The sequence below is a fragment of the Arthrobacter sp. fls2-241-R2A-200 genome (genome assembly GCF_030209745.1).
GTDB lineage: Bacteria > Actinomycetota > Actinomycetes > Actinomycetales > Micrococcaceae > Arthrobacter.
The window spans coordinates 83,497-108,643 of the sequence record NZ_JARVRJ010000011.1 but is presented as its reverse complement, the minus strand read 5'-3'; the positions used below and the strand labels follow the sequence as shown (position 1 = coordinate 108,643).

The following is a 25,147-nucleotide window of genomic DNA, read 5'->3' as shown; positions in this document are numbered from 1 at the left end:
GGCGCGCTCATCGCTCCTCCGGCCGGGCAGTTTCGTTTTTACTTGTGGTCGAATGCCTGCTTGATCAGTGCATCCTGTTCAGCGGCGTGCCGCTTCATGGACCCGGCAGCAGTGGACGCCGACGCCGGACGCGACACCAAGCGAAGCTTGCGATCGAGCTCGGGAGCCAAGTTCAAGCCCATGAACGGCCAAGGGCCCTGGTTGGCAGGCTCGTCCTGTGCCCACACGATGTCAGCGTTCGGGTACTTGGCCAGCTCGGCGTCGATCTCGGCCTTTGGCAGCGGGTACAGCTGCTCCACCCGGATGATCGCGGTGGACGTGTCGCCGGACTTCTGTCGGTTGGACAAGAGGTCGTAGTACAGACGGCCCGATACCAGGATGACCCGCTCCACGTTCGCGGGCTGCACGTCGGGATCGGCAATGACCGGCCTGAAGCCACCGTTGGTGAAATCTTCGACGGCGGATGCGGCGCCTTTGAGGCGGAGCAGCTGCTTTGGCGTGAAGATGATCAACGGCTTGCGCGGGCGGCTGTAAGCCTGGCGGCGCAACAGGTGGAAATGCGAAGCCGCGGTGGTGGGGTTGGCCACGATCATGTTGTCTTCGGCGCACATCTGCAGGAAGCGCTCAATGCGTGCCGAGGAGTGGTCCGGACCCTGTCCTTCGTAGCCGTGGGGCAGCATGAGCACCAGTGAGGAACGCTGGCCCCACTTCTGTTCAGCCGAAGAGATGAACTCATCGATGATGGTCTGGGCACCGTTGACGAAGTCACCGAACTGCGCTTCCCACAGGACCAATGCATCCGGACGCTCTACCGAGTAGCCGTATTCGAAGCCCATGGCAGCGTATTCGGACAGCAGGGAGTCGTAGATCCACAGTTTGGCTTGGTCATCTGAGAGGTTGCCCAGGGGCAGCCATTCATTGCCGTTGGCACGGTCATGGAACACGGCATGGCGCTGGACGAAGGTGCCACGACGGGAGTCCTGCCCGGCAAGTCGTACCGGGACGCCTTCCATGATGAGGGAGCCAAAGGCAGCAATTTCGCCGAAGCCCCAGTCGATGCCACCCTCACGGGACATCTGCTCACGCTTCTCCAGGAGCTGCTTGAGCTTGGAGTGCACGGTGAAACCTTCCGGAATCTCCAAGTGGGCTTTGCCGATGCGCGCGAGCGTCTCGGCGGAAATGGCCGTGGAAGAAGGCGAGTTAGTGCCAAAATCGGCCTGCTGGGCGATGGGGCGCTCGATATCCGAAACAGCCGCGGAGTCTCCCGTGATGATCGGAATGGGCGAGGTCTGGGCCGCGTGTGTCTCGGCGAAGACGCGCTCCAAGCGTTCCTGGTAATCGCGGAGCAGCTGCTCGGCTTCTTCTTCGGTGATGTCTCCACGGCCGATGAGTGACTCTGTGTACAGCTTGCGGACCGAACGCTTGGCTTCGATCAGGTTGTACATCAGCGGCTGGGTCATCGAGGGGTCGTCGCCCTCGTTGTGGCCACGACGACGGTAGCAAACCATGTCGATAACGACGTCCTTGTGGAAACGCTGACGGAACTCGTAGGCGAGCTGTGCAACGCGGACTACCGCCTCGGGGTCATCGCCATTCACGTGGAAGACCGGTGCCTGGATCATCTTGGCGACGTCCGTGGAGTAGGTGGATGAACGGGAGGACGACGGCGCCGTGGTGAAGCCAACCTGGTTGTTGACGATGACGTGGATGGTGCCGCCGGTGCGGTAGCCACGAAGCTGTGAGAGGTTCAGGGTCTCAGCGACAACGCCCTGACCGGCGAACGCAGCGTCTCCGTGAACCATGATGGGAAGCACCGGGAAGGACTCGCCCTGGTCCAGGCGGTCCTGCTTGGCACGGACGATGCCTTCAAGGACGGAGTCCACTGCTTCAAGGTGGGAGGGGTTCGCGGCCAGGTAGACCTTGGTCTGGTTTCCGTTGTCCGAGGTGAAGGTACCCTCGGTGCCCAAGTGGTACTTGACGTCGCCGGAGCCCTGAACCGAACGCGGGTCCTGGGTGCCTTCGAATTCACGGAACACCTGTGCATACGTCTTGCCGGCGATGTTGGTCAGCACGTTAAGGCGGCCACGGTGTGCCATGCCGATGGCAACTTCATCCAGCCCGTCGTCCGCGGCGTCAGAGATGACGGCGTCGAGCAGCGGGATCAGGGATTCGCCGCCCTCGAGCGAGAAGCGCTTCTGGCCCACGAACTTGGTCTGCAGGAAGGTCTCGAAGGCCTCCGCTGCGTTGAGCTTGGAGACGATGCGGAGTTGCTCTTCGCGGCTTGGCTTGGAGTACGGGTGTTCGAGCTGGTCCTGGAACCACTTGCGTTCTGCAGGCTCCTGGATGTGCATGTACTCAATGCCCGTGGTCCTGCAGTAGGCATCACGCAGTACGCCGAGGATGTCACGGAACTTCAGCATCGGCTTGCCGCCGAAGCCACCGGTGGGCCATTCGCGGTCGAGGTCCCACAGGGTCAGGCCGTAGGTCAGGACGTCGAGGTCGGGGTGCTTGCGCTGGACGTACTCCAAGGGGTCGGTGTCAGCCATCAAGTGGCCGCGTACCCGGTAGGAGTGGATCAGCTGCTGGATCCGGGCTACCTTGTTGATCTCGTCAGCGGGGTCCACCTGCAGATCGGGGCTCCAGCGGACGGGCTCGTAAGGAATGCGGAGGGCTTCGAAGATCTCGTCGTAGAAGTTCTGCGCACCCAGCAACAACTGGTGGACGAGCTTGAGGAACTCGCCACTGCCTGCCCCCTGAATCACGCGGTGATCATAAGTGGAGGTCAGTGTGAGGATCTTGCTGATGGCGTTCTGGGCGATGATTTTCTCACTGGCACCCTGGAACTCTGCCGGGTAGTCAAGGGCGCCGACGCCGATGATGGCCGCCTGCCCCTTGGACAGGCGGGGCACTGAGTGAACCGTGCCGATCCCGCCGGGGTTGGTCAGGGAGACGGTAGTGCCGGCGTGGTCGTCCGCGGTCAGCTTGCCATTGCGGGCGCGCTTGATGAGGTCCTCATACGTGTGCCAGAACTCGGCGAAGTCCATGGTCTCGGCCTTCTTGATGTTCGGAACCATCAGGAGGCGGGTGCCATCGGGCTTCGGCATGTCAATGGCGATACCGAAGTTGACGTGAGCCGGCTGGACAGCACTGGGCTTGCCGTCGATTTCGTCGTAATAGACATTCATCGAGGGGAACTGGGAGAGCGCGCGAATGACGGCGTAGCCGATCAGGTGCGTGAAGGAAACCTTGCCGCCGCGGGCGCGGGCGAGGTTTGAGTTGATGACCACGCGGTTATCAATGAGCAGCTTCGCCGGAATTGCCCGGACGCTTGTGGCGGTGGGAACCTCGAGGCTGGTCACCATGTTGGTGGCGATGGCTTTCGCAGGACCCCGGAGGACGGAAACAACATCTTCCTCGGGCGCGGTGGGCGCTTTGGTGTTTTTGGGAAGCTGCGCCGGGATCGGGGCCGGAGCCGGGGCGTTGGCGCTTGCGGGTTGGCGTGCTCCGTCCTTGGCGGCGGTGGCGGGTGCCTTCTTCTCCGACGCCGGCGCGGCGGCTGGTTGGCTGGGAGCGGCCGGTGTGGCAGCGGCAGCCGACGGTGCTGCGGCCGGTTGGCTGGGAGCGGCCGGGGGAGCTGCAGCCGGAGTTACCACGGGAAGCACTTGGGTGGTCGGGTTGGCAGCTGCTGGAGCTGCGGAGGTTCCGTTGGAGGAAGGGCCGTCTGCGGCAGCGAAGGATTCGAAGAGCGGCCACCATTTGCTATCGACCGATTTCTTGTCCTGCTGGTACCGCTCGTACAGTTCGTCAACGAGCCACTCGTTTCCGCCAAATTCCTCGGGTAGACGGTGGCTTGGCTGCTCTGGCACTTGAAATACGCCTCTTCCATGAGTGTTATTTTCCCGCTGGCCAAAATTGCTCTTCCACAACCGTGCGCCAGGGTCCGGGTCCCGCGAACTCAGACCCATGACAGTCTAGTTACGATCTTTGGTTATCTGCCAATAGTGGTGATCTAAATCATGCGTCTATCCAAATTTGGGGCTCGTATTGGTAGCGAGCCACCGGATGCTGGCCTACTTCGTGGGTGCCGGAGCGCCCGGACTGTAGACTGAAATCCTTATGGACAGTAAATCTAGGTGCCGGCCTGGGTACTGTCGGGGGAGCCTTCGGGGCACCTCCGCGCAGCGTGCCCCCCGTGCCGGCAACACCCGTTCACATGCCCATCACAACGCGCCGCCCTTCGCCGCGGCGCAGACGATATCCCTGCCGATGACCTCCCAAGAATCCGGTGGGGTGCGCTAAGTGGAGTGGTTCCTCCTTCTGGCCGGCTTTGCCTTGATTATTGGCACCGGATTCTTTGTGGCCGTCGAATTCTCTCTGGTCGCACTTGACCAAGCGAGCGTACAGCGTGCGGTAGACAACGGTGACGAGGCTGCGGCTCCCCTGCTCAGGTGCCTTAAATCCCTCTCCACCCAGCTTTCCAGCTGCCAGCTCGGCATTACCTTGACCACCCTGTTGACCGGTTTCGTCATGGAGCCTTCCGTGGGCCAACTGCTGACGGGCCCCCTTGCGCTGCTGGGCCTCACTCCCGAGGCGGCACGTTCCATTGCCCTCGTGGTCGCCATGGCCATTGCCACACTGCTGTCCATGCTCTTGGGTGAGTTGGTCCCCAAGAACATGGCGATTGCCCTTGCGTTCCCTTTGGGCAAGCGCTTGGCGCGTCCGCAGCTCGTGTTCACTGCCGTCTTCAAGCCTGCCATCGTGGTCCTGAACGGATTCTCGAACAGGGTTTTGAACCTCTTCGGCCTGGAGGCCAAGGAAGAGATTTCGGGTGCACGGACGCCTGCGGAGCTTGCCTCACTCGTGCGGCGTTCGGCAGAAATGGGAACGCTCGACGCCGGGACGGCAACGTTCGTCGCCCGCACCCTTAACTTCTCCGGGCGTTCAGCTGCTGACGTCATGACGCCCCGCATCCGGATGGAAACGATCGACGCCGACGAGCCGGTTGCGGAGATCCTGAACGCCGCACGACGTACCGGCTATTCCCGTTTCCCGGTCATCGGCGATTCCGCGGATGACATCCGTGGCGTGGTCCACATCAAAAAGGCCGTCGCAGTTCCGGCCGAACGTCGAGGAAAGCTCGAAGCCGGGGCCATCATGACCGAGGTACTCCGGGTTCCGGAGACGATTCACCTCGATGCGCTGTTGTCTGAACTTCGCGAAGGTAACTTGCAACTCGCCGTCGTGCTTGATGAATACGGCGGAACCGCAGGTATCGCCACGTTGGAGGACTTGGTGGAGGAGATCGTCGGCGAGGTGGCAGACGAGCACGACAAGGTCCGCCCGGGTGTGCTCCAGAGCGCGTCGGGGGACTGGTATTTTCCCGGGCTTCTGCGGCCGGATGAGGTGTCCGAACAGATACCCAATCTCACCGTTCCGGACGACTCCGCTTATGAGACCGTTGGCGGTTACGTCATGAGCCGGCTGGGGCGTATCGCCAAGGTCGGGGACGTCGTGGAGGTCGACGGCGGCACACTCGCGGTCACGCGGATGGATGGCCGGCGTATCGACCGTATTTGCTTCCACCACATCGAGCAGGAAGATCCGCCGCCTTCAGAAGGCCGCGACGCCGATCCACAAGAAGGTGCGGCATGAACGACTGGGCCGGAATTTTTTGGCTGGTAGTCCTGTTGCTCGGCAACGCCTTCTTCGTGAGTGCTGAATTTGCGGTGATGTCGGCACGCCGGAGCCAGATTGAGCCGTTGGCCTTGGCTGGTTCCAAGAGGGCGCAAATCACTCTTGTGGCCATGGAAAACGTTTCCTTGATGCTGGCCTGTGCCCAGTTGGGCATCACGGTTTGTTCCCTGCTCATCCTTCAAGTGGCTGAACCTGCTATCCACCATCTGCTGGCGGCACCGTTGGAGCTTGTGGGCGTCCCTGTCGAGCTGGCCGACGTCATTGCTTTTGCGATCGCGCTGCTCTTTGTCACGTTCATGCACGTGACGTTCGGCGAGATGGTGCCCAAGAATATCTCAGTGTCCTTGGCGGACAAGGCCGCGTTGATGTTGGCGCCCCCTCTGATGTGGATCGGCCGCTTCGTCAAACCCGTCATTTGGTCGTTGAACTGGCTGGCAAACCACATCCTGCGGTTGATGAAAATCGAACCCAAGGATGAGGTTGCGTCCTCGTTCACCCTGGAAGAAGTGCAGTCCATCGTCCAGGAGTCCACGCGCCACGGCTTGGTGGATGACGACGCAGGGCTGCTTAGCGGCGCCTTGGAGTTCTCCGAACACACGGCGGCCCACATCATGGTGCCGCTGCAGGACCTGGTGGTCCTGAGGACGGCCTCGACTCCCATCGATGTGGAGAAGGCCGTCAGCCGGACCGGCTTCTCGCGTTTCCCCATGGTGGACGACGACGGCGAACTCGCCGGTTACCTGCACGTCAAGGACATCCTGTCCATCCCTGAGGAGGGCAGGAGGCACCCCATTGCCGAGGGCCGCATCCGGTCTCTGGCCAATCTTTCTCCGGAGGATGAAATCGAGCGGGCGATGTCAGTCATGCAACGCACCGGCTCCCACCTGGCCCGCGTTGTGGGCCCGGGCGGGGCAACGCAAGGAGTGCTGTTCCTCGAAGATGTCATCGAGCAACTCGTCGGAGAGATCCGGGATGCCACCCAGGCGACCGGGATCAGGCGCTACGGCGTTCCCGAGGCTTAGCCCGTCTGGCCCTAAATAGGAATCATTCCCATTTAGGGCTAGACTCGGATCGTCAGTAAACGTGTTTGATTCTCATTGTGAGTAGATCCGAGGTTCTGTGCGACGCCCAGCCGCCCACCTGTCCATCGTTGCCGCTGCCGGCCTGGCAGCCCTCATGCTCAGTTCCTGTTCGGGGAATGCCAGTGGAGCGGCCCAGTCCAGCCCGGGAATGGTGGACGTCGTGACCTCCACCAACGTCTACGGCGACATCGTCCAGGCGATCGGAGGCGACAAGGTCAACGTGAAGGCCCTCATCACCAAGACCAGCCAGGATCCGCACTCTTATGAGGCCAGCGCGCAGGATAAGCTGGCCCTCTCCAAGGCTGGCCTCGTGGTGGAGAACGGCGGCGGATACGACGACTTCGTCCAGAAGATTGCCGACGAGACCAAGATCAGTTCCGATCACGTGGTCAAGGCCGTCGACGTCTCCGGCCTGGAGACGACGACGCCGTCCGCGGCCGCATCTGCAGACGATGGCCACGGGCACACCAACGGATTCAATGAGCACGTTTGGTACAACATCGGTTCCATGGGCAAGCTCGCCGATGCGGTAGCTGCCAAGCTGGGGAAGCTTGACCCAGCATCGGCATCGGCATTTACAGCCAACTCGGCTGCGTTCAAAGCCAAACTGGCAGGACTCTCGGGAAAACTCTCGGTCCTGGAAAAGCGCTACAACCACGCGCCCGTGGCGATCACCGAACCGGTTCCGCTGTATCTCTTGGAAGCCGCAGGTTTGGAGAACAAAACCCCCGCAGCATTCAGTGCCGCGGTGGAAGAGGGCACGGACGTCCCGGCCTCCGTGATGAAGGAAACCACCGGCCTCATGGCGAACAAAGGTGTCCGGTTGTTGGCCTACAACGACCAGACCGAGGGCCCGCAAACCCAGGTGGTCAAGCAGGCTGCGGAGGCTGCCGGGATACCTGTTGTGAACTTTTCCGAAACGCTTCCCGACGGCAAGGGCTATGTTCAGTGGATGACTGAGAACGTGGAATCCCTGACGGCCGCACTTGGAAAGTAGCCCTGCCATGACCGGACAACTTTCGACGCCGGCCGTGAGCCTGCGCGGAGCCTGCCTGCAGTTCGGACAGAGGACCTTATGGCGGGACCTTGACCTTGACATCAACCCCGGCGAGTTCCTGGCAGTTCTCGGCCCTAATGGGAGCGGCAAGACGAGCTTCCTGAAAGTCCTGCTGGGCCTACAGGAACTCCATGCGGGCACTGTTTCACTAGCTGGCCATCCGGTGGAGCGGGGAAGCAGGAGCATCGGCTACATCCCGCAGCAGAAATCCTTCGCCCCAGACACTCCGCTGCGGGCCCGGGACTTGGTGGGCCTCGGCATCGACGGACACCGCTGGGGCCTGCGGGTGGCGCCGGGGAAGACCAATCGCCGCATCGATGAACTGCTTGAGCTCGTGGGAGCGAGCGACTACGCCAAGGTGCCGGTAGGGCAGCTCTCAGGTGGGGAGCAGCAAAGGCTGAGGGTGGCCCAGGCACTGGCGTCCGAGCCGCAAGTGCTGCTCTGTGACGAACCGCTCCTGTCTTTGGACTTGCACCACCAACAAGCTGTCAGTTCCTTGATCAACAGGGAATGCCACGAACGCAACAGTGCAGTAGTTTTCGTGACGCACGAGATCAACCCGATCATGGATTATGTGGACAGGGTCCTCTATTTGGCAGGCGGCCGGTTCAGGGTGGGGCCGCCCCATGAAGTCATGACCACCGAGGTTTTGTCCGATCTCTACGGCAGCCACGTGGAGGTCATCCACGCCAACGGAAGGATCGTCGTCGTCGGGCTTCCGGACGCCACCACGCACTTCCATGACGACGCGCACGCGGCGGAAGGGCTCTAGATGGATTTCAACAGCATCCTGCACACGGTGTTCAACTTCGAGGACTACGGGGAGCTGCTGGGCCTGGTCCAGAACTCCCTATGGGCCGGAGCGGTCCTGGGGCTTCTTGGGGGCCTGATGGGGACCTTCGTGATGAAACGCGACCTGGCTTTCGCCGTCCACGGCATTTCGGAACTTTCCTTCGCCGGTGCCGCCTTCGCCCTGTTGATCGGTGCTGACATCATCCTGGGTTCCCTGATCGGCTCCGTGGCCGCAGCAGTCCTCCTCGGATTCATGGGCGTGCGCGCGAGGGACAAAAACTCGATCATCGGCGTCATCATGCCCTTTGGGCTGGGCTTGGGCATCCTGTTCCTGGCCTTGTACGAGGGGCGGGCAGCTAACAAATTCGGCCTGCTGACCGGGCAGATCGTGTCCGTTGACACCGTTCAACTGCAAGCGCTCGTGGTCACCGCTCTGATCGTGATGATCGCGCTCACGGCCATTTGGCGGCCGTTGAACTTTGCCAGCGTGGACCCGGAGATGGCGGAGGCCCGGGGTGTCCCTGTGCGGGCCCTCGCCATCGGATTCATGGTCCTGCTGGGGATCAGCGTTGCGTTGTCCATCCAGATTGTGGGAGCCCTGCTGGTGTTGGCCTTGCTGATCACCCCGGCCGCAGCGGCACTGAGGGTGACCACCTCACCGAAACTGGTGGTACTGCTCAGCGTGGTCTTCGCCACGACGGCGACCGTGGGCGGCATCTTGCTGGCACTGGGCAGCAGGATACCCATCAGTCCTTACGTGACAACGTTGTCGTTCCTTACCTACGTGGTGTGCCGGGTGATCGGGAAGGCGCGGGCGACCCGGGGACTTAACGGCCGGGTTTCCCGGGACTTGCCCACAGCAGCGGCCTAAAGTTCCCCAGCCGCCTTTTTCGCCGAGCACTCCGGGCAGAGCCCAAAGATCTCAACCGTGTGCGCAACTTCAGTGAAGCCATGTTCGGCCGCCGTCCGGGCCGCCCACGTTTCGACGGCGGGCGCTTCTACTTCCACGGCCTTCCCACAGTTGCGACAGAGCAGGTGATGGTGGTGGCCGGTGACCGCGCAGCGCCGGTATACGGCTTCGCCTTCGCTGTTCCTGAGAACGTCGATGAGACCGTCGTCGGCCAATGATTGAAGGATGCGGTAGGACGTAGCCAGCGACACCGAAATGCCTTTGTTCTGCAGCAACCTGTAGAGCTCCTGGGTGCTGACGAAGTCATCCAGCTCGTCCAATGCGGCGCTGACGGCCAGGCGTTGCTTGGTGACGCGCTGCTCCTTGGCAGCTGCGGCCACCGGCACTGTGGGCCCGCCCGTGGCGGAATGGGTGCCGTGTGGCATTGGAGGACTCACTTCCCGAAAACCGGCAAACGCCGAACTGGCAAACGCCGAATACTGTGAACCCCGATTTTACCAGCAGGAGCGGTCTGGAAACTGTCAGGAAGCGTCCCTAGGCTGTGCACATGAAGCTCACCAAATACACCCACGCCTGTGTCCGCCTGCAGAAGGAAGGACATGTCCTGGTCATTGACCCAGGGACATTTTCCGAGTCGAAGGAGGCCCTGGCAGGGGCACACGCGGTACTGGTTACGCACGAGCACAACGACCATATAGACCGCCCCGCAGTGATTGCCGCCTTGCGCGAGAACACAACGCTGGAGGTCCATGCTCCCGCTGGCGTAGCGGCTTCATTGCGCGAAGACGCTGGTTCGGATGAGGCTGTCGCTGCCCGTGTCCACACCGCAGAGCCCGGTACGGAGTTTGATGCCGGCGGCTTCAACGTGCGCACCTACGGGGGCCAGCATGCCCTGATCCATGCCCAGATTCCTGTGGTGGCCAACGTTGGATACCTCGTGGACAGCAACGTGTTCCACCCCGGCGATTCTTTCGTGGTGCCCGATGGAATCCAGGTCAAGACGCTGCTGGTACCCATTCACGCGCCATGGTCCAAAGTGTCCGAGGTAGTGGACTTTGTGGTCTCCGTCAGGGCACCTCGAGCCTTCCCCGTCCATGATAGGCTGCTCAACGAGTTGGGTAGGGGAGCCGTCGAGGCACACGTGGCGCGCATCGGCTCCCGCTATGGCACGAGCTACGAGTCGATTGCTCCCGGCGGAAGCGTGGACGTCTAAACAGGCCACACACCGGTGTCGTGGAACTGGTCCAGGACTGCCTCGTAGGGCAGGGGGTCCAGTCCATGCGCGGCGAGCCAACCGGCGTCGTTATAGCTTCCTGCGTAACGGACGCCGGCGTCGCAAATGAGCGAAACGATGCTGCCCCTCCGCCCCTCGGCCACCATTTGGGCCACCAGTTGCCAGACGCCCCAGAGGTTGGTGCCGGTGGAGGGGCCGGCGTGGATGCCGGTGAATTTCCGCAGGTGGCGCATTGCAGCTATCGACGCCGCGTCCGGTACCTGGATCATGTGGTCGATGACCGCCGGCACGAAGCTTGGTTCGGACCGCGGCCGTCCGATGCCTTCAATACGCGACGGTAAGCCGCTGACTGCGGCAGCATTGCCGTCACGCCATGCCGGGTAGAAGGCTGAGTTTTCCGGATCCACAACAGCGAGCCTGGTGCTATGGCGGTTGTACCGCAGGTACCGGCCAATGGTCGCGCTGGTACCGCCGGTGCCGGCGCCCACGACGATCCACTCCGGGACAGGGTGTTCTTCCATGGCGAGTTGTTCGAAGATTGATTCGGCGATGTTGTTGTTCCCGCGCCAGTCCGTGGCGCGTTCGGCGTAGGTGAACTGGTCCATGTAGTGCCCGCCAGCCGTCCGGGCTGTTTCCTCAGCAACTGCGTACACCTCTGAGGCGTGGTCCACGAACAAGCAGGAACCGCCGAAGTCCTCGATCAGCGCGATCTTCTCCGGGCTGGTGGTCTTGGTCATGACGGCGATATACGGCAGACCAAGGAGCCGGGCAAAGTATGCCTCGGAGACCGCGGTACTTCCGCTGGAGGCCTCCACGATGGTGGTCCCTTCCGTGATCCAGCCGTTGACGATGCCGTACAGGAACAACGAACGCGCCAAGCGATGCTTGAGGCTACCGGAGCGGTGCGTCGACTCGTCCTTCAGGTACAGTTGCACGCCCCAATGCTCGGGCAACGGGACGGCGTAGAGGTGTGTGTCCGCAGAGCGGTTGTTTTCGGCTTCGATCTTGCCGATCGCCTTGTTGGCCCACGCTCTGTCCTGAATACACGATTTGCTCACCGGATAAGCCTAGGCTGGAAATCGGCGGCCCGAACACAGTTTCCTGACCGGGGACGCTGACCATTAACCGCCGAAGTGGAGGAGACCCATGACTACCCTGATGGACGCCGCTGAAGTCCACCGCCGCCTCGCAGCAGGGGAGCGGACCGTACTCTTGGACGTCCGCTGGGTCTTGGGCCGCGCCGACGGCCATGACGAATACCTCGCAGGCCACCTTCCGGGGGCCGTTTACGTTGACCTGCCCACCGAGCTGGCCGATCCCGCGCAGCCTGGCCTCGGACGGCACCCCTTGCCGTCGCAAGAACGCTTCCAAGCGTCCGCGCGCCGCTGGGGCATCAACGACGGCGACACCGTGGTGGCGTACGACAACAGCGACAGCATGGCTGCTGCCCGTGCTTGGTGGATGTTGCGCGATGCGGGTATGGAGTCGGTCTACCTGCTCGACGGCGGCCTCGCCGCCTGGCGCGCAGCGGGATTCCGTGTGGAAACCGGTGACGAGCACGTGGTGCCAGGGAGCGTCAACCTCGCAGAGGCCGGAATGCCGGTCATCACCGAGGAACAGGCATCGCGGTGGCACAGCAAAGGTGTGCTGCTCGATGCCCGTGCCGGTGAGCGCTACCGGGGCGAAGTGGAACCTATAGATCCCAAGGCCGGCCACATCCCCGGGGCAGTAAGCGCCCCCACCACCCTCAATCTCGACGCGGATGGCCGGTTCCTCCCTGCACCGGCGTTGCGGACGGCCTTCGCGGATTTGGGGATCGATGGTTCCTGCGACGTTGCCGTCTATTGCGGTTCCGGAGTAACGGCCGCCCACCAGATTGCCGCCCTTGAAATCGCCGGATTCCAAGCAGCGCTCTTTCCGGGGTCCTTCTCGCAGTGGTCGAATCATGCTGCGAACCCTGTGGTTGTTGGAAGCCGGCCCTTTGGCGCACCCGGCGTAGTGGACGAGGTTCCGCTGAGCAGCGGTTCAACTGGCACTGGTGCATCAACCGGGAGTAGCGTCGAAGCATGACCCCCGGACGCCCTGTACCCCCGCCCCTTGCCAAACCCATCACTGTTGACACCAGCGAGTCTGCCCCCGGCACACAAACGCTCGCTGCGGCCTATGGAGGAACGTCTCCAGATAGTGGACTCGTTCCGCTGACGGTGGCCCGGCGCGCCCCGAAAGAAGACGACGTCGAGATCGCCATCGAATTCTGCGGACTTTGCCACTCCGACGTGCACGCGGTCCGCGCCGAATGGCGTATGCCTACGTACCCCCTTGTTCCGGGGCACGAGATTGTCGGACGTGTGACGCGTGTCGGTGCCGCCGTCGAGGACTTCGCTCCCGGAGACCGCGTGGGCGTCGGTTGCATGGTGGACTCCTGCCGCGAATGTGAGAGCTGCCTGGACGGACTGGAACAGTATTGTGAACGCGGCAACACCGGTACGTACGGTGCTGCCGACCCCCGGAACGGAGGCGCCGTCACCCAAGGCGGCTATTCGACGTCGGTAGTAGTGGACCGTCGCTTTGTGCTTCGCATCCCCGAAGCGCTCGACCCCGCTGCCGCAGCGCCACTGCTGTGCGCCGGAATTACCACCTTTTCGCCGTTGCGGTATTTCGAAGTGGAAGAGGGTGACTCGGTAGGCGTTGTTGGGCTCGGCGGGTTGGGCCACATGGCCGTTAAGATCGCCAAGGCCATGGGCGCAGAGGTCACTGTCTTCACCACCTCTGAGTCAAAATTCGAGGCTGCCCGTGAGCTGGGAGCTGATCGGGTGGTCCTGTCCAAGGATGCCGACGCCATGGCTGCAGCGAACCGCAGCATCGACGTCATCATCGACACTGTGGCCGCGCCCCACGACCTCAATCCCTACTTCCTCACGCTTCGCTTGGACGGCGCGCTCTTCCAGCTCGGGCTGCCCGCCGGGGACATGCCCCCAGTAAGCCCGGGCCTGCTCATCAGGCGCAGGCTCGCCTATGCAGGTTCCCTCATAGGTGGCATCGCCGAAACCCAGGAGATGTTGGATTTCTGTGCCGATCACGGGGTGGCAAGCGAGATTGAAATCGTTGCTGCCGACCAACTGAACGAGGCGTATGACCGGATGGTGGCTGGCGACGTTAAGTACCGTTTCGTGCTGGACGCCTCAACCCTGCACGAACCCTCGGACAAGGCGGACGTATGAGCACGCTGTTCACCAAGATCATCAATGGGGAGATCCCTGGCCGCTTTGTTTGGAAGGACAAGGACGTAGTGGCCTTCCTGACCATCGCCCCGCTCACCCAAGGCCACACCCTGGTGGTGCCCCGGGAAGAAGTCGACTCCTGGACCCACGCGAGCCCAGAGCTTCTGGGGAAGGTCATGGATGTGGCCCAGAGCATAGGAAAAGTCCAGGAAGAGTTGTTTTCCGCAAAGCGTGTAGGCGTGCTCATGGAGGGCTTCGAGGTGGACCACCTGCATGTGCATGTTTGGCCCGCCTATTCCACAGCGGACTTCGAGGTACATAACGCGGACCACAATCCGGACCCGGCAGTCATGGACGCCACGGCCGTCAAACTGCGGGCTGCCCTGCGCGCGGCAGGCCACCGCGAGGCTGTCCCGGCAGACTGAGCCGTGCATATGAAATATTCCGGATGAGATATCCCGGCGGTGCTGATCCAGCACCGCCGGGATTTTTTCGTTGTCCCCTCAGATGCGGTTCCCCTCAGACTCCGTTGTCCCTCAGGGGGGTGGTGTCCCGTCAGGCGGGGGCCAGCGCTTGGTTCAGTGCGGTCCTGATGCGCTTCTCGGAGACGGAGTACGCCGTGCCGAGCTCCACTGCGAAAAGGCTCACACGGAGCTCTTCGATCATCCAGCGCACCCGGGTTAACTCGGGGTCTGTCCGGCGCCCGGGCAGCAGGGCCGAGACCGCGTCGTCGTAATCGTCCTCCAACGCTTGGATGACGGCCATGTTGAGGCTGTCACGTTGGACGTTCCCCGGCAGCTTCTCCAGCCGCTTCTCGATGGCCTGGAGGTATCGCGGCAGCTGGCTCAACTGGGCGTAGCCCGTCTGTGCCACAAAACCAGGGAAGACCAATTGCTCCAGCTGGCTCTTCATGTCATTGAGGGCGCTGATGAGCGGCAGGCTTGAACTGGCCTTAAGCTGCTTCTGGATTCTTCGCGTACTGGCCAAAACACGCTCGACGACGGCGGTTACCGTGAACACGGTATCGATCAGTTCCGCACGGACAGCTTCGTACAGGTCATCGAACGCCTGTTTGTCCCAAGGGAGCGCCTGTGGGGTGAGCTTGTCGATGGCGGCCAGTGCGCAGTCAGCGATCAACGCACTCACGGAGCCGTGCGGGTTCTGGCTGAAGGTGAGCTTTTCCATATTGCTCAGGTGCTCCAGCACGTACCGGTCCGGTGAAGGAATACGAAGGGCCAGGAGACGGATCACGCCACCACGCATCGCAGCCTCCTGTTCCTGCCTGGTCTGGAAAACCCGGAGGGCCACGGACTTGCCTTCATCCACGATCGCGGGGAAACCGGTGACGTCGTGTCCTTTCACTGTCCGGGTGACCTGGCGGTCCACTGTGCCGAAGTCCCATGCGGTGATACCTGTGCGCTCGGAGACCACACCGTCAGTGCTGGGCCCGGTGCTGGCGGTGCCCGTCGTCGGGGGTTGGGAGTTCGAAGCGCCATTTCCGGTGCTGGCCTTGGCCCGCTTCGTCGTCGCGGGGGTGGCGCCGAGGGATTCAGCAATGGCACGGCGCGTGGCCGGGGCCAGCCTTTCCTGCAGGGCTGACAGGTCTTTGCCCTCGTCCAGAACCTTGCCCTTGCTGTCCACCACCTTAAAGCTCACGCGCAGGTGTGGGGGCACGGCCTCCCAGTTCCAGGAGCCGGGTGGAATAACGTGGCCGCGGAGCCGCCGCAGGACAAGCTCCAAGGATGGTTCCAGCTCGTCTGTGGCCGGGTCGAAATCCGTCTCCAAGGCCGCCGTCGCCTGCCGTGCAACGTCCGGGGCCGGCACGAAGTTCTTACGGATCTGCTTGGGCAACGATTTGATGAGCGCCGTCACCAGTTCTGTTCGCTGCCCGGGGATCTGCCAGCGGAACGGCGCGTCGTCGAGTTGGTTCAAGAAAAGCACCGGAACTTCCGCCGTGACGCCGTCGGACGGATTGGGCGCCGAGCCCGGTGCCACGGGTCGGAATTCGTAACTGAGGGGGAGTTCAAAGCCCTTGTGCAACCAGGTCTTGGGATACGACGACTCGTCCAAGGACTCGGCGTCTTCGCTCATCAGGAACGATTGGTCGAAGTCCAACAACGCGGGATCTGCTTGGCGGGCGTCCTTCCACCATTTGTCGAAGTGCCTTTCTGACACAACGTCCTTGCCAACCCTGGCATCGTAGAACTCGAAGAGCGTTTGGTCGTCAACGAGGATATCGCGGCGCCGCATCCGGGTTTCGAGTTCCTCGATCTCCTGCAGCAGGGCCCTGTTCCGGTGGAAGAACTTGTGGTGGGTCTTCCACTCGCCCTCCACCAACGCATGGCGGATAAACAGTTCCCGGGAGAGCTCCGGGTCGATCCGCCCGTAGTTGATCCTGCGGCTGGGAATGACCGGAACGCCATACAAGGTGACTTTTTCGTGGGCCATGACCGCGCCCTGGCGGGAGGACCAGTGGGGCTCACTATACGAACGCTTCACCAAATCCGGAGCCACCTGCTCAACCCACAGCGGATCGAACTTCGCGGCAACCCTCGCCCACAGCCGGCTGGTTTCCACCAGTTCGGCGGCCATGACGAATGCGGGGGACTTCTTGAACAAGGCCGAGCCTGGGAAGATCGCGAACCGGGTGCCCCGTGCACCGGCATATTCGCGCTTTCGTTCATCCAAGAGACCGATGTGGCTCAGCAGCCCCGACAACAGGCTGATGTGGATGCTTTCGTGATGGCCCACTGGATCGGCTTCGCGCTTGGGGTCGAGCGTAATGCCCAACGGCTTGGCCAGTTGCCGAAGCTGGGTGAAGAGGTCCTGCCACTCACGGACACGCAAGTAATTGATGAACTCGTTGCGGCACAGTTTCCGGAATTGGGTGGAGGACAACTCACGTTGCTTCTCCTGGACGTAGTTCCACAGGTTAAGGAACCCCGTAAAGTCCGAGTTTTCGTCCCGGAAACGGGCGTGTTTCTCGGCGGCGAGCTGCTGCTTGTCCGTCGGCCTCTCACGCGGGTCCTGGATGGTGAGCGCGGCGGCGAGGATCATAACCTCGCGGACACAGCCCCGTTTGCCAGCCTCAACAATCATGCGGCCCAACCGCGGGTCCACTGGAAGCTGCGCGAGTTGATGTCCGACGGCGGTCAGGCCGCTGCCGCTGCCTGGCCGACCGTTAGGGCCTCGGCCGCTCTTGCCGTCCTCGGGTCGATCCAGGCTTGTGGGGGTGACGCCGGTGGTTTTCGGCGTGGTCAGTGCGCCCAATTCGCGCAGGAGCGTCACGCCGTCGTTGATGGCGCGGGAGTCCGGTGGCTCGACGAACGGGAAGTTCTCCACATCCTTCGGGCCTCGTGCTACGCCCATGGCGGTCATCTGGAGGATAACGGCGGCCAGGTTGGTCCGCAGGATTTCGGGGTCGGTGAATTGGGGGCGGGATTCGTAGTCCTCCTCCGAGTAGAGGCGGATGGCGATGCCCTCGGACACCCGCCCACAGCGGCCGGAACGCTGGTTTGCGGAGGCCTGGGACACGCGCTCGATGGGCAGGCGCTGGACTTTGGTCCGGTGCGAGTACCTGGAGATCCGGGCGGTGCCTGTGTCGATCACGTATTTGATCCCGGGCACGGTCAGTGACGTCTCGGCTACGTTCGTGGCAAGGATGATGCGGCGCTTGCCGTTGGGGTTGAAGACCCGGTGCTGTTCTTGGAGGCTGAGCCGGGCGAAGAGGGGGAGGACCTCGGTCCCCGCCAGCCGCCTGTTGCTTTGGATGCGGCCATTGATTGCTTCAGCCGCGTCCCTGATTTCGCGTTCGCCCGAGAAGAAAATAAGGATGTCCCCGGGGGCTTCCTTGGCGAGCTCGTCCACGGCGTCGCACACGGCATCCAGCGGGTCCCGGTCCTCTTCCAGCTCATCGTCCGAGCCGGCGTCGTCCGCTCCGGCTTCGTCCGTGCGTGCGGGCTGGGACAGCGGACGGTAGCGGATTTCCACCGGGTAGGTGCGGCCGGAGACCTCGATGATCGGAGCGGGCTGATCGTCGCTGCCGAAATGTTTGGCAAATCGTTCCGGGTCGATCGTGGCCGAAGTGATGATGACCTTGAGGTCGGGCCGCTGGGGCAGGACGCGCTTGAGGTAGCCCAGGATGAAGTCGATGTTAAGGCTGCGTTCGTGGGCCTCATCGATGATGATGGTGCTGTACTTGCGCAGTAGCTTGTCGCGCTGGATCTCGGCGAGGAGGATGCCATCGGTCATCAACTTGATCTTGGTTGCCGCGCTGACCTCGCCAGTGAACCGGACCTGGAATCCGACCTCCTGGCCCATTTCGACGCCGAGCTCCGAGGCTATGCGTTCGGCAACGGTGCGTGCCGCGAGCCGGCGGGGTTGGGTGTGCCCAATGAGGCCCTTCTCTCCCAGCCCAAGTTCCAAGCACATTTTAGGTATCTGCGTGGTCTTACCTGAACCGGTCTCCCCGGCGATGATAGTTACTTGGTTGGCGGCGATGGCCGCCATCAGATCCTCGCGGCGCTCTGATACGGGCAGCTCGGCAGGGTAGGAAATTTGAAGTGTCATGGCTGCTGTCAGTCTACTGCTGCGGCCGCATGGGTGCCCCACTCGGGGTCGCTACCCGGTGTCGCTACGTCAGCGCCTTCGCCAACGCCCTCGCCGGAATCACCCTGTACCCCAGCCTAAAGCCGGCCACCGATCTGGCCGCGCGACTCTGAGCCCTCGGCCTGGGCGCATTCAATGAGCTGCTGCCATGGCCCCGTGACTTCGTGCTCGGGAAGGGTGGCCCGGCGTTGCCCTGCCCGGATGGAGTAGGTGAAACGGTCCGGTTGTCCGGGTTCTCCCCGTGGTTGCCGCTGGCTCACAACTTCATCCCAAGGACACGCTTCGACAATCGGCATCCAGCGCTGCTTGTCGTCAGGTGAAACGGCCTCCACACTCCAGAGAAGCGTCATGGCGGCGAAGCCCCCACTGCGTTGAACGGTGATCTTCATGACCCGACTACTTCTTGTTGATTGCCTGGCGCCAGTTGGGCCGCGGGGTAGTGAAGCCTCGCAGCGCAGCGACGACTAAACCTTGACCTTCACAGTCTCCCACGCCTTCATGACGGCGTCATGCTCCTTGGAACCCTCGCCAAAGACTTCCGTAGCCGTCGCAGCAGTGACCTTGGCAAACTTGCCGAACGTGCTCGTTGCAGGCAAGGATCCGCCGGTCAGGGACTGGTACCAGATCTGCCCGGGCGACTCCCAGGCGTTTCCGCCCAATTCCGAGGCCACCAGGTAAAAAGCCCTGTTGGGAATGCCCGAGTTAATGTGCACGCCGCCGTTATCGGCACTGGTTTTCACATACGCATCCATGGAGTCCGGCTGCGGATCCTTCCCGAGCACGTCGTCGTCGTAGGCAGTTCCTGGGGCTTTCATGGACCGCAAGGCTGCTCCTTGGACCTGATCGGTGAACAAACCCTCACCGATCAGCCAGCTTGCCTCTTGGGTTGATTGCTTTTTTGCGTACTGCTCCACGAGGACGCCAAAGACGTCGGACATGGACTCGTTGAGCGCCCCCGCTTGGTTACGGTAGGCGAGGTTTGCCGAGTATTGGGTAACGCCGTGGGTGAGCTCATGGCCGATAACGCTCACGGATTTGGTGAAGCGTTGGAAGATCTCTCCGTCACCATCGCCAAACACCATTTGGCTTCCATCCCAAAAGGCGTTGTCGTAAAGCCTTCCGTAATGGACGGAAGCATCCAACGCAAGGCCGGCATCGTCGATGGAGTCCCTGCCGTAGATGTCCGCGTAAAGGCGGTGGGTGTCACCGAGGGCGTCGTAAGCTTCGTCCGCAGCGACATCGGCGACCGCCGGCTCACCCTCCTTCCGCAGGAGGCGCCCCGGCAGGGTCTGCCCGGATTCGGCGTCGTAAATGGTCCGATTCGGTGGCCCGGGCTTCGATTGCCGTGCGCTCGGAGGCGCTGGGGGGAGAGGCGCCGAGCGGACTGCTTGCAGGTTCTTCAGGTGCAGCAGTGATTCCTTTGCAGCCTGCGCCACCGCCTGCAGCCGCGGCTCGTTTTGCACAGCAAGCTTGCGCAGCATGTATGGCGGGACAATTGAACACATCACGGCGGACCCCTATGGCTATCGAAAACGACCAAGTGCCAACAGCCTAGGAGCGGTCACCGACAATTTGCCGCTCTTGACCCGGCAAGCCCGGAATTCGTTGCGGCGCAGAAACGCAAATACCCCGCCAGCAGGACTGGCGGGGTATTTTCGGTGCCCTCGATAGGATTCGAACCTACGGCCTTCTGCTCCGGAGGCAGACGCTCTATCCCCTGAGCTACGAGGGCATTCAGGGTTTCCCTCCGTTGCCGGTGGGACGTCCTAGAGCTTAGCAGCCGCCGCGCCGCACAGGAAATTCCACGGCATGGGAGCCGGGCTCCAAGGCACCGGCGGATCGCTCTCTGTGTGGTCAGTATCCTGCGAAGGAGTCAACGTGGACCTGTGCGGCGCCGGCCGTTCGGGCTGTTGCCCGCAAGGCGACAACATTAGCCGGAGATCCCGAGACGTATACCGCCCGGTCCCGGATGTCCGGTACCAGCTCAGCCAGGCGCGTGGAGTCTATCCGTGCGGTCCCGGCGTCGAGCATGAACTCCGGCGGGGTGGAGCCGTCCGCCAAGCGGGCAATGACTTTCGCTCCGGACGCCCGCAATTGCTCAACGCCGGCCAGTTCCTCCCGGCCGGGAGCCAAGTACAGGAGCACGATGTCACGGCCGGAGTGGTTGGAGGCCAGGTGCGAGAGGAAAGGCGTAATGCCGATTCCCGCAGCGATCAGCAGTACCGGCTTGGCGGCGTCACGTGGCAGGAGGAAATCTCCGCCCACTGCGGTAGCCGAGATGGAGTCACCAGGACGAAGGGCAGACAAAGCCCGCTTCGCCGGTGAAAGAGGCTCGGTGGTTCCCACACCAAACGTTATTTCGGGGGCACCAGGGGCACTGCTGATGCTGAAGACACGTCGCCGTCCTTTCCCGTCGAATCCGGAATGAGGCAAGTTCAGCTCCATGAATTGTCCGGGCGAGAACCGCACAGGACGGGCCGGCTCGAACGTGAACTCCGTGGTGGCCGGCGTTAAGGCGCGCGAGCCCCTGAAAATCAGTTGCACACGCCCACGCTGCCCCATCAGGAAAGCAAGAAGGTTACCGAACAGCAGCGCCAGTTCGGGGGAGTTCGCCACGACTCCCAGGTTGTAGGGGACAGCAAAAACGATTCCGACGACGGCGGCAAGCCCCAGTTGTTGCCACCGGCGCGGAGGCAGTGTGAGGGGTTCCACGAGCATGAACCCGGCGAAAAACAGCAGTGGACGCTGTGCCAAAGGCTGCCATAGCCCTTGGCCAAGAGTCATGCCCCTGCTCACAAGTTCCGTGGAGATGATGCTGGTGGCGACGACAAGGAAGACAAGCGCCATCAGCTTTTTGCGGGTCCGATGAAGGACCAGGGCCACCCCGGGAAGCAGGAGCCACAGCATGGCTGGAGTCGCAGCCCACCATGTTGCGATATTGAGCCCAGTGAGCCCCGTGATGAAAGCTCCGGCTGCTGCGGGATTGAAAATGTGCTGCCCCCGGAACGCCAGCGCGTATTTGGAGACGCTGGCCATCACACAGGCGAGCGCCACACCCGCCATATCCGTAGTGGCAAGGCTGGGCCAGAACAGGAAGTAGAGGAGCAACCCGGTGATGAGCGAGGACTCCGAGTGGGGACGTAGACCGAAAACCAGCCCCAGCAGGCGGTTGGATACATAGGTCACGCCGAGGCAGAGGAGTAGATGGACCGCCATTTCAGGAAGGCCGAACGTCAACCATCCCAACGCGTTCAGCACCATACTGTAGACCACCAAAACCAAGAGGACCCAGAAAATGAGCCGGTACATGGTGAAGCGGCCTAACCAGGTATCCAGCCGTGACGTCAAGGCATTCATGTGAACAGTCTCCCCTCAAATGCGCTGGAAAAGGTGGCAGCTCCGCCGGAAGATACCCGCAGCCAGGAGAACGCGAAATGTTCTTCCAGGACGGTCGGTTCAACCATGAAGAGCGCTGTGGCCAAGGCATCGGCTTCCATGGTGCTCGCCGCCATGGTCCACGTTGCCACGGTGGTCTGGATGGGCTGGCCGGTGGTTCCATCCAGGACGTGATGGAGTCCGTCTCCCCACGCACGCCGATTATTTGCTGACGCGCAGAGTGCGGAGTTGTCCAGTACCACGGTCCCGATCGCCTGCTTCGGGTTGTATGGGTGTTCCAACGCGATGGTCACAGGATGGCGCCCGGAGTGGAGCATGTCCCCGCTGGCATCGACGAGGAAGTCGGAGAAGCCCGCCGAGACCAGGAGGCCGCCCAGCAGGTCCACCAGCTGCCCTTTTCCGGCAGCTCCGATGTCGAAGACAAGGGGTTCCTTGGCTGTGAGGGACGTGCCATCCCAGGCCAGGACGTCTTCCCATGGAGGCGGCGGCAGGGGACCGCCTGAAGGCCGCAGGCTGTATTCGGGATCGTAGCCGAGCCGCTCCAAACTCGCGCCAATGAGGGGAGTCATGGCTCCGCCGGTGAGCCAATAGAGCCTCGAGTAGAGGTTCCGGAGGCCCACGGCGTGCTCCGGCAGTGTGATGGTTCCCGGGCGTTGCGAAAGGGAAGCAACCAAGGAATCAGCCCGGAATCGGGAGTACGTCTTGTCGTACTTGTCTACCTCACCACGGAGCTGTTGCCTGATGTCAGCACCCAGGACCTGCGGGGTGGAAATTTCCCAGTGTGTTCCAATTCCTTCGAAACTGAAAGCACTCCAGCCCGGGTGCGGCATGGTGGCTACTTGGCCTCGGACTTGATCTTTTGGACCGCGTCATTGAAACCGCCTGAGGTCAACGAGGAACCGGCGACTTTCGAGACGTTGAGCGAATCGATGTCCTTGCCCACCACCTGCGCGGCGATGCCGCTGGCGAACTCACCTTGGAACTTCTTGGTGTTGGGATTGGTCGGGTGGGTGGTGATGTTCACCGCGGAGACCTTGCCGCCTGTGAGGGTGAGCTGGACCCCTACCGTCTCCTGGCCGTTGGGCGATGTGTAGTTTCCGTCCGCACTGTAGGTGCCGTCTTTATATGTGGACCCCGATGTTGACCCCGAGCCGGAATGTGACGTGGCTGCCGAGCCGGCCGGTGTCGGCTGGGTCGGCTGGGAGGGTGCTGCCGACGACGGCGCGCACCCTGCCGCCGACCCCACGATGGACAGGCCGGCAATACCGACGTAAAAACTCTTGCGGAGTGGCGTAGTCATGGATCTGCTCGTTTCAGCTGGACAAGAATCGGTAACTTGTAGGGTTCGGAACTGGATGGCGCTCGCAGCCAACTCTTACGTCATTCATAACGTCGAATCATGTGTAATGGTTCAGCCCCTGATCAATTTTTCCACATAAACGAGCATCAATTCCGCGTCTCTGTGGGCCCCCGGTAGGCTAGATGCGTGACTCCCGAAGAACTCTCTGCTGCCATATCCGCCTGCCTAAAGGACGCCATCGCCGCCGGCGACATCGCCTTGACGGAAACTGCCGTGCCGGATGCCGTGCGCGTGGAGCGACCCAAGAACAGGGAGCACGGGGACTGGGCCACCAACATCGCGTTGCAACTGGCCAAGCAGGCCGGAATGAGTCCCCGGGAGTTCGCAGGCATCCTCAGCAACCACCTGCAAGCCATTCCCGGTGTCACACGCGTTGACATCGCAGGTCCGGGATTCCTGAACATCACCGTTGACGCGGCCGCCGCGGGCGCCCTCGCCAAGGCCATTGTGGAAGCTGGAGCGAGCTACGGCACCAACCAGGCGCTCGCAGGCCGCGTGGTCAACATGGAGTTCGTTTCGGCCAACCCCACCGGTCCGCTGCACATTGGACACACGCGCTGGGCTGCCTTGGGCGATGCTATTGCCCGTGTCCTGCGGGCGTCGGGGGCGGACGTCACTGCCGAGTACTACATCAACGACGCCGGCTCGCAAATGAACGTATTCGCCAACTCGGTGCTGTCCCGCCTTCACGGGCGTGGGGTTCCGGAAGGCGGCTATCCCGGCGAATACATTCGCGAACTCGGAGACGAGGTCCTCAAGGCCCACCCCGGTATTCGGGAGTTGACGGACGAGGCCGCGTTGCCGGTTATCCGCGCCGCGGCCTACGAGGCACAGATGGCGGACATCAAGACCACGCTTGCGGAGTTTGGCGTTGAGTTCGACGTCTTCTTTTCGGAAAAAGAACTGCACGACGCCGGTGCGATCGAATCGGCCGTCGCGCGCCTTCGCGAACAAGGCCATGTGTTCGATGACGGTGGGGCCGTATGGCTGCGGACCACCGACTTTGGCGACGACAAGGATCGCGTCATGATCCGGGCCAACGGAGAGCCCACGTACTTCGCTGCGGACGCTGCGTATTACCTGTCCAAAAAGGACCGTGGCTTCACCGAGAAGATCTATCTGCTCGGAGCAGACCACCATGGGTACATTAACCGCCTCAAGGCCATCGCGGCCTGTGCAGGGGATGACCCCGAGGTCAACATCGAGGTCCTGATCGGCCAGTTGGTATCCGTCAATGGCGCCAAGCTCTCCAAGCGCGCGGGCAACATCATCGAACTCAAGGACCTCATTTCCTGGCTTGGCAAGGATGCGGTGCGCTACTCGTTGGCGCGCTTCCCGGCCGATTCGCCGTTGACGCTTGACCCGGAACTGTTGAAAAAGAACAGCAACGAGAACCCGGTGTTTTACGTCCAGTACGCCCACGCCCGTTCACGGGGCACAGCGCGGAATGCAGCCGAGGCGGGTGTGCACCGGACAGTTGACGGAATCGATGTCTTCGATGCTTCCTTGCTGGACCACCCCACGGAGAATGAGTTGCTGTCCTATCTCGGTAGCTACCCCTCCATCATCGCCAAGGCGGCCGAGTTGCGGGAACCCCATCGAGTGGCCCGGCACCTGGAAGTCATCGCCGGTGCGTATCACCGCTGGTACGATGCCTGCCGGGTTTCACCACTGGGGGACGAGCCGGTCCAGGACGTCAACCGTACGCGTTTGTGGTTGAACGATGCCACCAGCCAAGTGCTTGCCAACGGACTCGAACTGCTGGGCGTTTCGGCGCCGGAACGGATGTAGGC

Annotated in this window: 19 protein-coding genes and 1 tRNA gene; 10 read left to right on the top strand and 10 right to left on the bottom strand. The window is 62.3% G+C overall.

Going from position 1 to position 25,147, the window contains the following annotated elements; all coding sequences use genetic code 11:
- Window positions 1-38: 38 nt before the first annotated feature.
- Window positions 39-3,866 (bottom strand): multifunctional oxoglutarate decarboxylase/oxoglutarate dehydrogenase thiamine pyrophosphate-binding subunit/dihydrolipoyllysine-residue succinyltransferase subunit, encoded by a 3,828-nt coding sequence (locus tag QRN42_RS13740; protein WP_284979710.1) that lies wholly within the window; start codon window positions 3,864-3,866, stop codon window positions 39-41.
- A 433-nt stretch (window positions 3,867-4,299) separates the two neighbouring features.
- On the opposite strand from QRN42_RS13740, the gene QRN42_RS13735 reads away from it, so the two are divergent.
- The 5 genes from QRN42_RS13735 (at window position 4,300) to QRN42_RS13715 (ending at window position 9,496) form a co-directional block, all read left to right on the top strand.
- Entirely contained in the window at window positions 4,300-5,652 is a 1,353-nt protein-coding gene (locus tag QRN42_RS13735) for a hemolysin family protein (protein ID WP_284979709.1), read from the top strand.
- Complete coding sequence (locus tag QRN42_RS13730) at window positions 5,649-6,716, top strand: hemolysin family protein (protein ID WP_284979708.1); 1,068 nt, start codon at window positions 5,649-5,651, stop codon at window positions 6,714-6,716. Before QRN42_RS13735 ends, QRN42_RS13730 begins: the two co-directional genes overlap by 4 nt.
- 97 nt (window positions 6,717-6,813) lie before the next feature.
- Window positions 6,814-7,773, top strand: coding sequence for a metal ABC transporter solute-binding protein, Zn/Mn family (locus QRN42_RS13725; protein ID WP_284979707.1), 960 nt, complete (start codon window positions 6,814-6,816; stop codon window positions 7,771-7,773).
- A 7-nt stretch (window positions 7,774-7,780) separates the two neighbouring features.
- The gene (locus tag QRN42_RS13720) at window positions 7,781-8,605 is read left to right on the top strand and encodes a metal ABC transporter ATP-binding protein (RefSeq protein ID WP_284979706.1); all 825 of its coding nucleotides are present in this window, start codon (window positions 7,781-7,783) and stop codon (window positions 8,603-8,605) included.
- Complete coding sequence (locus QRN42_RS13715; protein WP_284979705.1) at window positions 8,606-9,496, top strand: metal ABC transporter permease; 891 nt, start codon at window positions 8,606-8,608, stop codon at window positions 9,494-9,496.
- On the opposite strand, the gene QRN42_RS13710 is transcribed toward QRN42_RS13715, so the two are convergent.
- Window positions 9,493-9,960: a Fur family transcriptional regulator gene (locus tag QRN42_RS13710; RefSeq protein WP_284975326.1), complete on the bottom strand. Its 468-nt coding sequence runs from the start codon at window positions 9,958-9,960 to the stop codon at window positions 9,493-9,495. The two genes, QRN42_RS13715 and QRN42_RS13710, sit on opposite strands and share 4 nt — an antisense overlap.
- A gap of 122 nt (window positions 9,961-10,082) precedes the next feature.
- Here QRN42_RS13710 and QRN42_RS13705 point away from each other — a divergent pair, with 122 nt between their 5' ends.
- Complete coding sequence (locus QRN42_RS13705) at window positions 10,083-10,748, top strand: MBL fold metallo-hydrolase (protein WP_284979704.1); 666 nt, start codon at window positions 10,083-10,085, stop codon at window positions 10,746-10,748.
- On the opposite strand, the gene QRN42_RS13700 is transcribed toward QRN42_RS13705, so the two are convergent.
- The gene (locus tag QRN42_RS13700) at window positions 10,745-11,827 is read right to left on the bottom strand and encodes a PLP-dependent cysteine synthase family protein (RefSeq protein ID WP_284979703.1); all 1,083 of its coding nucleotides are present in this window, start codon (window positions 11,825-11,827) and stop codon (window positions 10,745-10,747) included. The genes QRN42_RS13705 and QRN42_RS13700 overlap by 4 nt on opposite strands.
- 88 nt (window positions 11,828-11,915) lie before the next feature.
- On the opposite strand from QRN42_RS13700, the gene QRN42_RS13695 reads away from it, so the two are divergent.
- Genes QRN42_RS13695 through QRN42_RS13685 form a run of 3 tightly spaced genes read left to right on the top strand, consistent with a single transcriptional unit; the run spans window position 11,916 to window position 14,415 of the window.
- Window positions 11,916-12,839, top strand: coding sequence for a sulfurtransferase (locus tag QRN42_RS13695; RefSeq protein WP_284979702.1), 924 nt, complete (start codon window positions 11,916-11,918; stop codon window positions 12,837-12,839).
- Complete coding sequence (locus tag QRN42_RS13690) at window positions 12,836-13,990, top strand: NAD(P)-dependent alcohol dehydrogenase (RefSeq protein ID WP_284979701.1); 1,155 nt, start codon at window positions 12,836-12,838, stop codon at window positions 13,988-13,990. The genes QRN42_RS13695 and QRN42_RS13690 overlap by 4 nt, the downstream gene beginning before the upstream one ends.
- Window positions 13,987-14,415, top strand: a complete 429-nt coding sequence (locus QRN42_RS13685; protein ID WP_284979700.1) for an HIT family protein — start codon at window positions 13,987-13,989, stop codon at window positions 14,413-14,415. The genes QRN42_RS13690 and QRN42_RS13685 overlap by 4 nt, the downstream gene beginning before the upstream one ends.
- Before the next feature lie 130 nt (window positions 14,416-14,545).
- On the opposite strand, the gene hrpA is transcribed toward QRN42_RS13685, so the two are convergent.
- The 7 genes from hrpA to QRN42_RS13650 all read right to left on the bottom strand — a co-directional run bounded on the left by hrpA (window position 14,546) and on the right by QRN42_RS13650 (window position 23,294).
- Window positions 14,546-18,559, bottom strand: coding sequence for an ATP-dependent RNA helicase HrpA (gene hrpA, locus QRN42_RS13680; RefSeq protein WP_284979698.1), 4,014 nt, complete (start codon window positions 18,557-18,559; stop codon window positions 14,546-14,548).
- A gap of 116 nt (window positions 18,560-18,675) precedes the next feature.
- Window positions 18,676-18,987, bottom strand: coding sequence for a protealysin inhibitor emfourin (locus QRN42_RS13675; RefSeq protein ID WP_284979697.1), 312 nt, complete (start codon window positions 18,985-18,987; stop codon window positions 18,676-18,678).
- Between the two features lie 75 nt (window positions 18,988-19,062).
- Window positions 19,063-20,103, bottom strand: coding sequence for a M4 family metallopeptidase (locus QRN42_RS13670; RefSeq protein ID WP_284979788.1), 1,041 nt, complete (start codon window positions 20,101-20,103; stop codon window positions 19,063-19,065).
- Between the two features lie 154 nt (window positions 20,104-20,257).
- Window positions 20,258-20,330, bottom strand: a tRNA-Arg gene (locus QRN42_RS13665).
- A gap of 122 nt (window positions 20,331-20,452) precedes the next feature.
- Window positions 20,453-21,955, bottom strand: coding sequence for an oxidoreductase (locus QRN42_RS13660; RefSeq protein ID WP_284979696.1), 1,503 nt, complete (start codon window positions 21,953-21,955; stop codon window positions 20,453-20,455).
- Window positions 21,952-22,824: an FAD:protein FMN transferase gene (locus QRN42_RS13655; protein WP_284979695.1), complete on the bottom strand. Its 873-nt coding sequence runs from the start codon at window positions 22,822-22,824 to the stop codon at window positions 21,952-21,954. Before QRN42_RS13655 ends, QRN42_RS13660 begins: the two co-directional genes overlap by 4 nt.
- A gap of 5 nt (window positions 22,825-22,829) precedes the next feature.
- Window positions 22,830-23,294, bottom strand: coding sequence for an FMN-binding protein (locus QRN42_RS13650; protein ID WP_284979694.1), 465 nt, complete (start codon window positions 23,292-23,294; stop codon window positions 22,830-22,832).
- 186 nt (window positions 23,295-23,480) lie between these two features.
- Between QRN42_RS13650 and argS the strand changes: the two genes are divergently transcribed.
- Window positions 23,481-25,145 (top strand): arginine--tRNA ligase, encoded by a 1,665-nt coding sequence (gene argS, locus QRN42_RS13645; protein WP_284979693.1) that lies wholly within the window; start codon window positions 23,481-23,483, stop codon window positions 25,143-25,145.
- Window positions 25,146-25,147: the final 2 nt, after the last annotated feature.

What these genes read in the sequence shown, in the direction of transcription:
- QRN42_RS13670 (WP_284979788.1), bottom strand. Translation starts at nt 20,103, where the DNA reads ATGTGTTCAATTGTCCCGCCATACATGCTGCGCAAGCTTGCTGTGCAA.
- QRN42_RS13715 (WP_284979705.1), top strand. Translation starts at nt 8,606, where the DNA reads ATGGATTTCAACAGCATCCTGCACACGGTGTTCAACTTCGAGGACTAC.
- QRN42_RS13690 (WP_284979701.1), top strand. Translation starts at nt 12,836, where the DNA reads ATGACCCCCGGACGCCCTGTACCCCCGCCCCTTGCCAAACCCATCACT.
- hrpA (WP_284979698.1), bottom strand. Translation starts at nt 18,559, where the DNA reads ATGACACTTCAAATTTCCTACCCTGCCGAGCTGCCCGTATCAGAGCGC.
- QRN42_RS13720 (WP_284979706.1), top strand. Translation starts at nt 7,781, where the DNA reads ATGACCGGACAACTTTCGACGCCGGCCGTGAGCCTGCGCGGAGCCTGC.
- QRN42_RS13710 (WP_284975326.1), bottom strand. Translation starts at nt 9,960, where the DNA reads ATGCCACACGGCACCCATTCCGCCACGGGCGGGCCCACAGTGCCGGTG.
- QRN42_RS13705 (WP_284979704.1), top strand. Translation starts at nt 10,083, where the DNA reads ATGAAGCTCACCAAATACACCCACGCCTGTGTCCGCCTGCAGAAGGAA.
- QRN42_RS13650 (WP_284979694.1), bottom strand. Translation starts at nt 23,294, where the DNA reads ATGACTACGCCACTCCGCAAGAGTTTTTACGTCGGTATTGCCGGCCTG.
- QRN42_RS13695 (WP_284979702.1), top strand. Translation starts at nt 11,916, where the DNA reads ATGACTACCCTGATGGACGCCGCTGAAGTCCACCGCCGCCTCGCAGCA.
- QRN42_RS13685 (WP_284979700.1), top strand. Translation starts at nt 13,987, where the DNA reads ATGAGCACGCTGTTCACCAAGATCATCAATGGGGAGATCCCTGGCCGC.
- QRN42_RS13730 (WP_284979708.1), top strand. Translation starts at nt 5,649, where the DNA reads ATGAACGACTGGGCCGGAATTTTTTGGCTGGTAGTCCTGTTGCTCGGC.
- QRN42_RS13660 (WP_284979696.1), bottom strand. Translation starts at nt 21,955, where the DNA reads ATGAATGCCTTGACGTCACGGCTGGATACCTGGTTAGGCCGCTTCACC.
- QRN42_RS13655 (WP_284979695.1), bottom strand. Translation starts at nt 22,824, where the DNA reads ATGCCGCACCCGGGCTGGAGTGCTTTCAGTTTCGAAGGAATTGGAACA.
- QRN42_RS13675 (WP_284979697.1), bottom strand. Translation starts at nt 18,987, where the DNA reads ATGAAGATCACCGTTCAACGCAGTGGGGGCTTCGCCGCCATGACGCTT.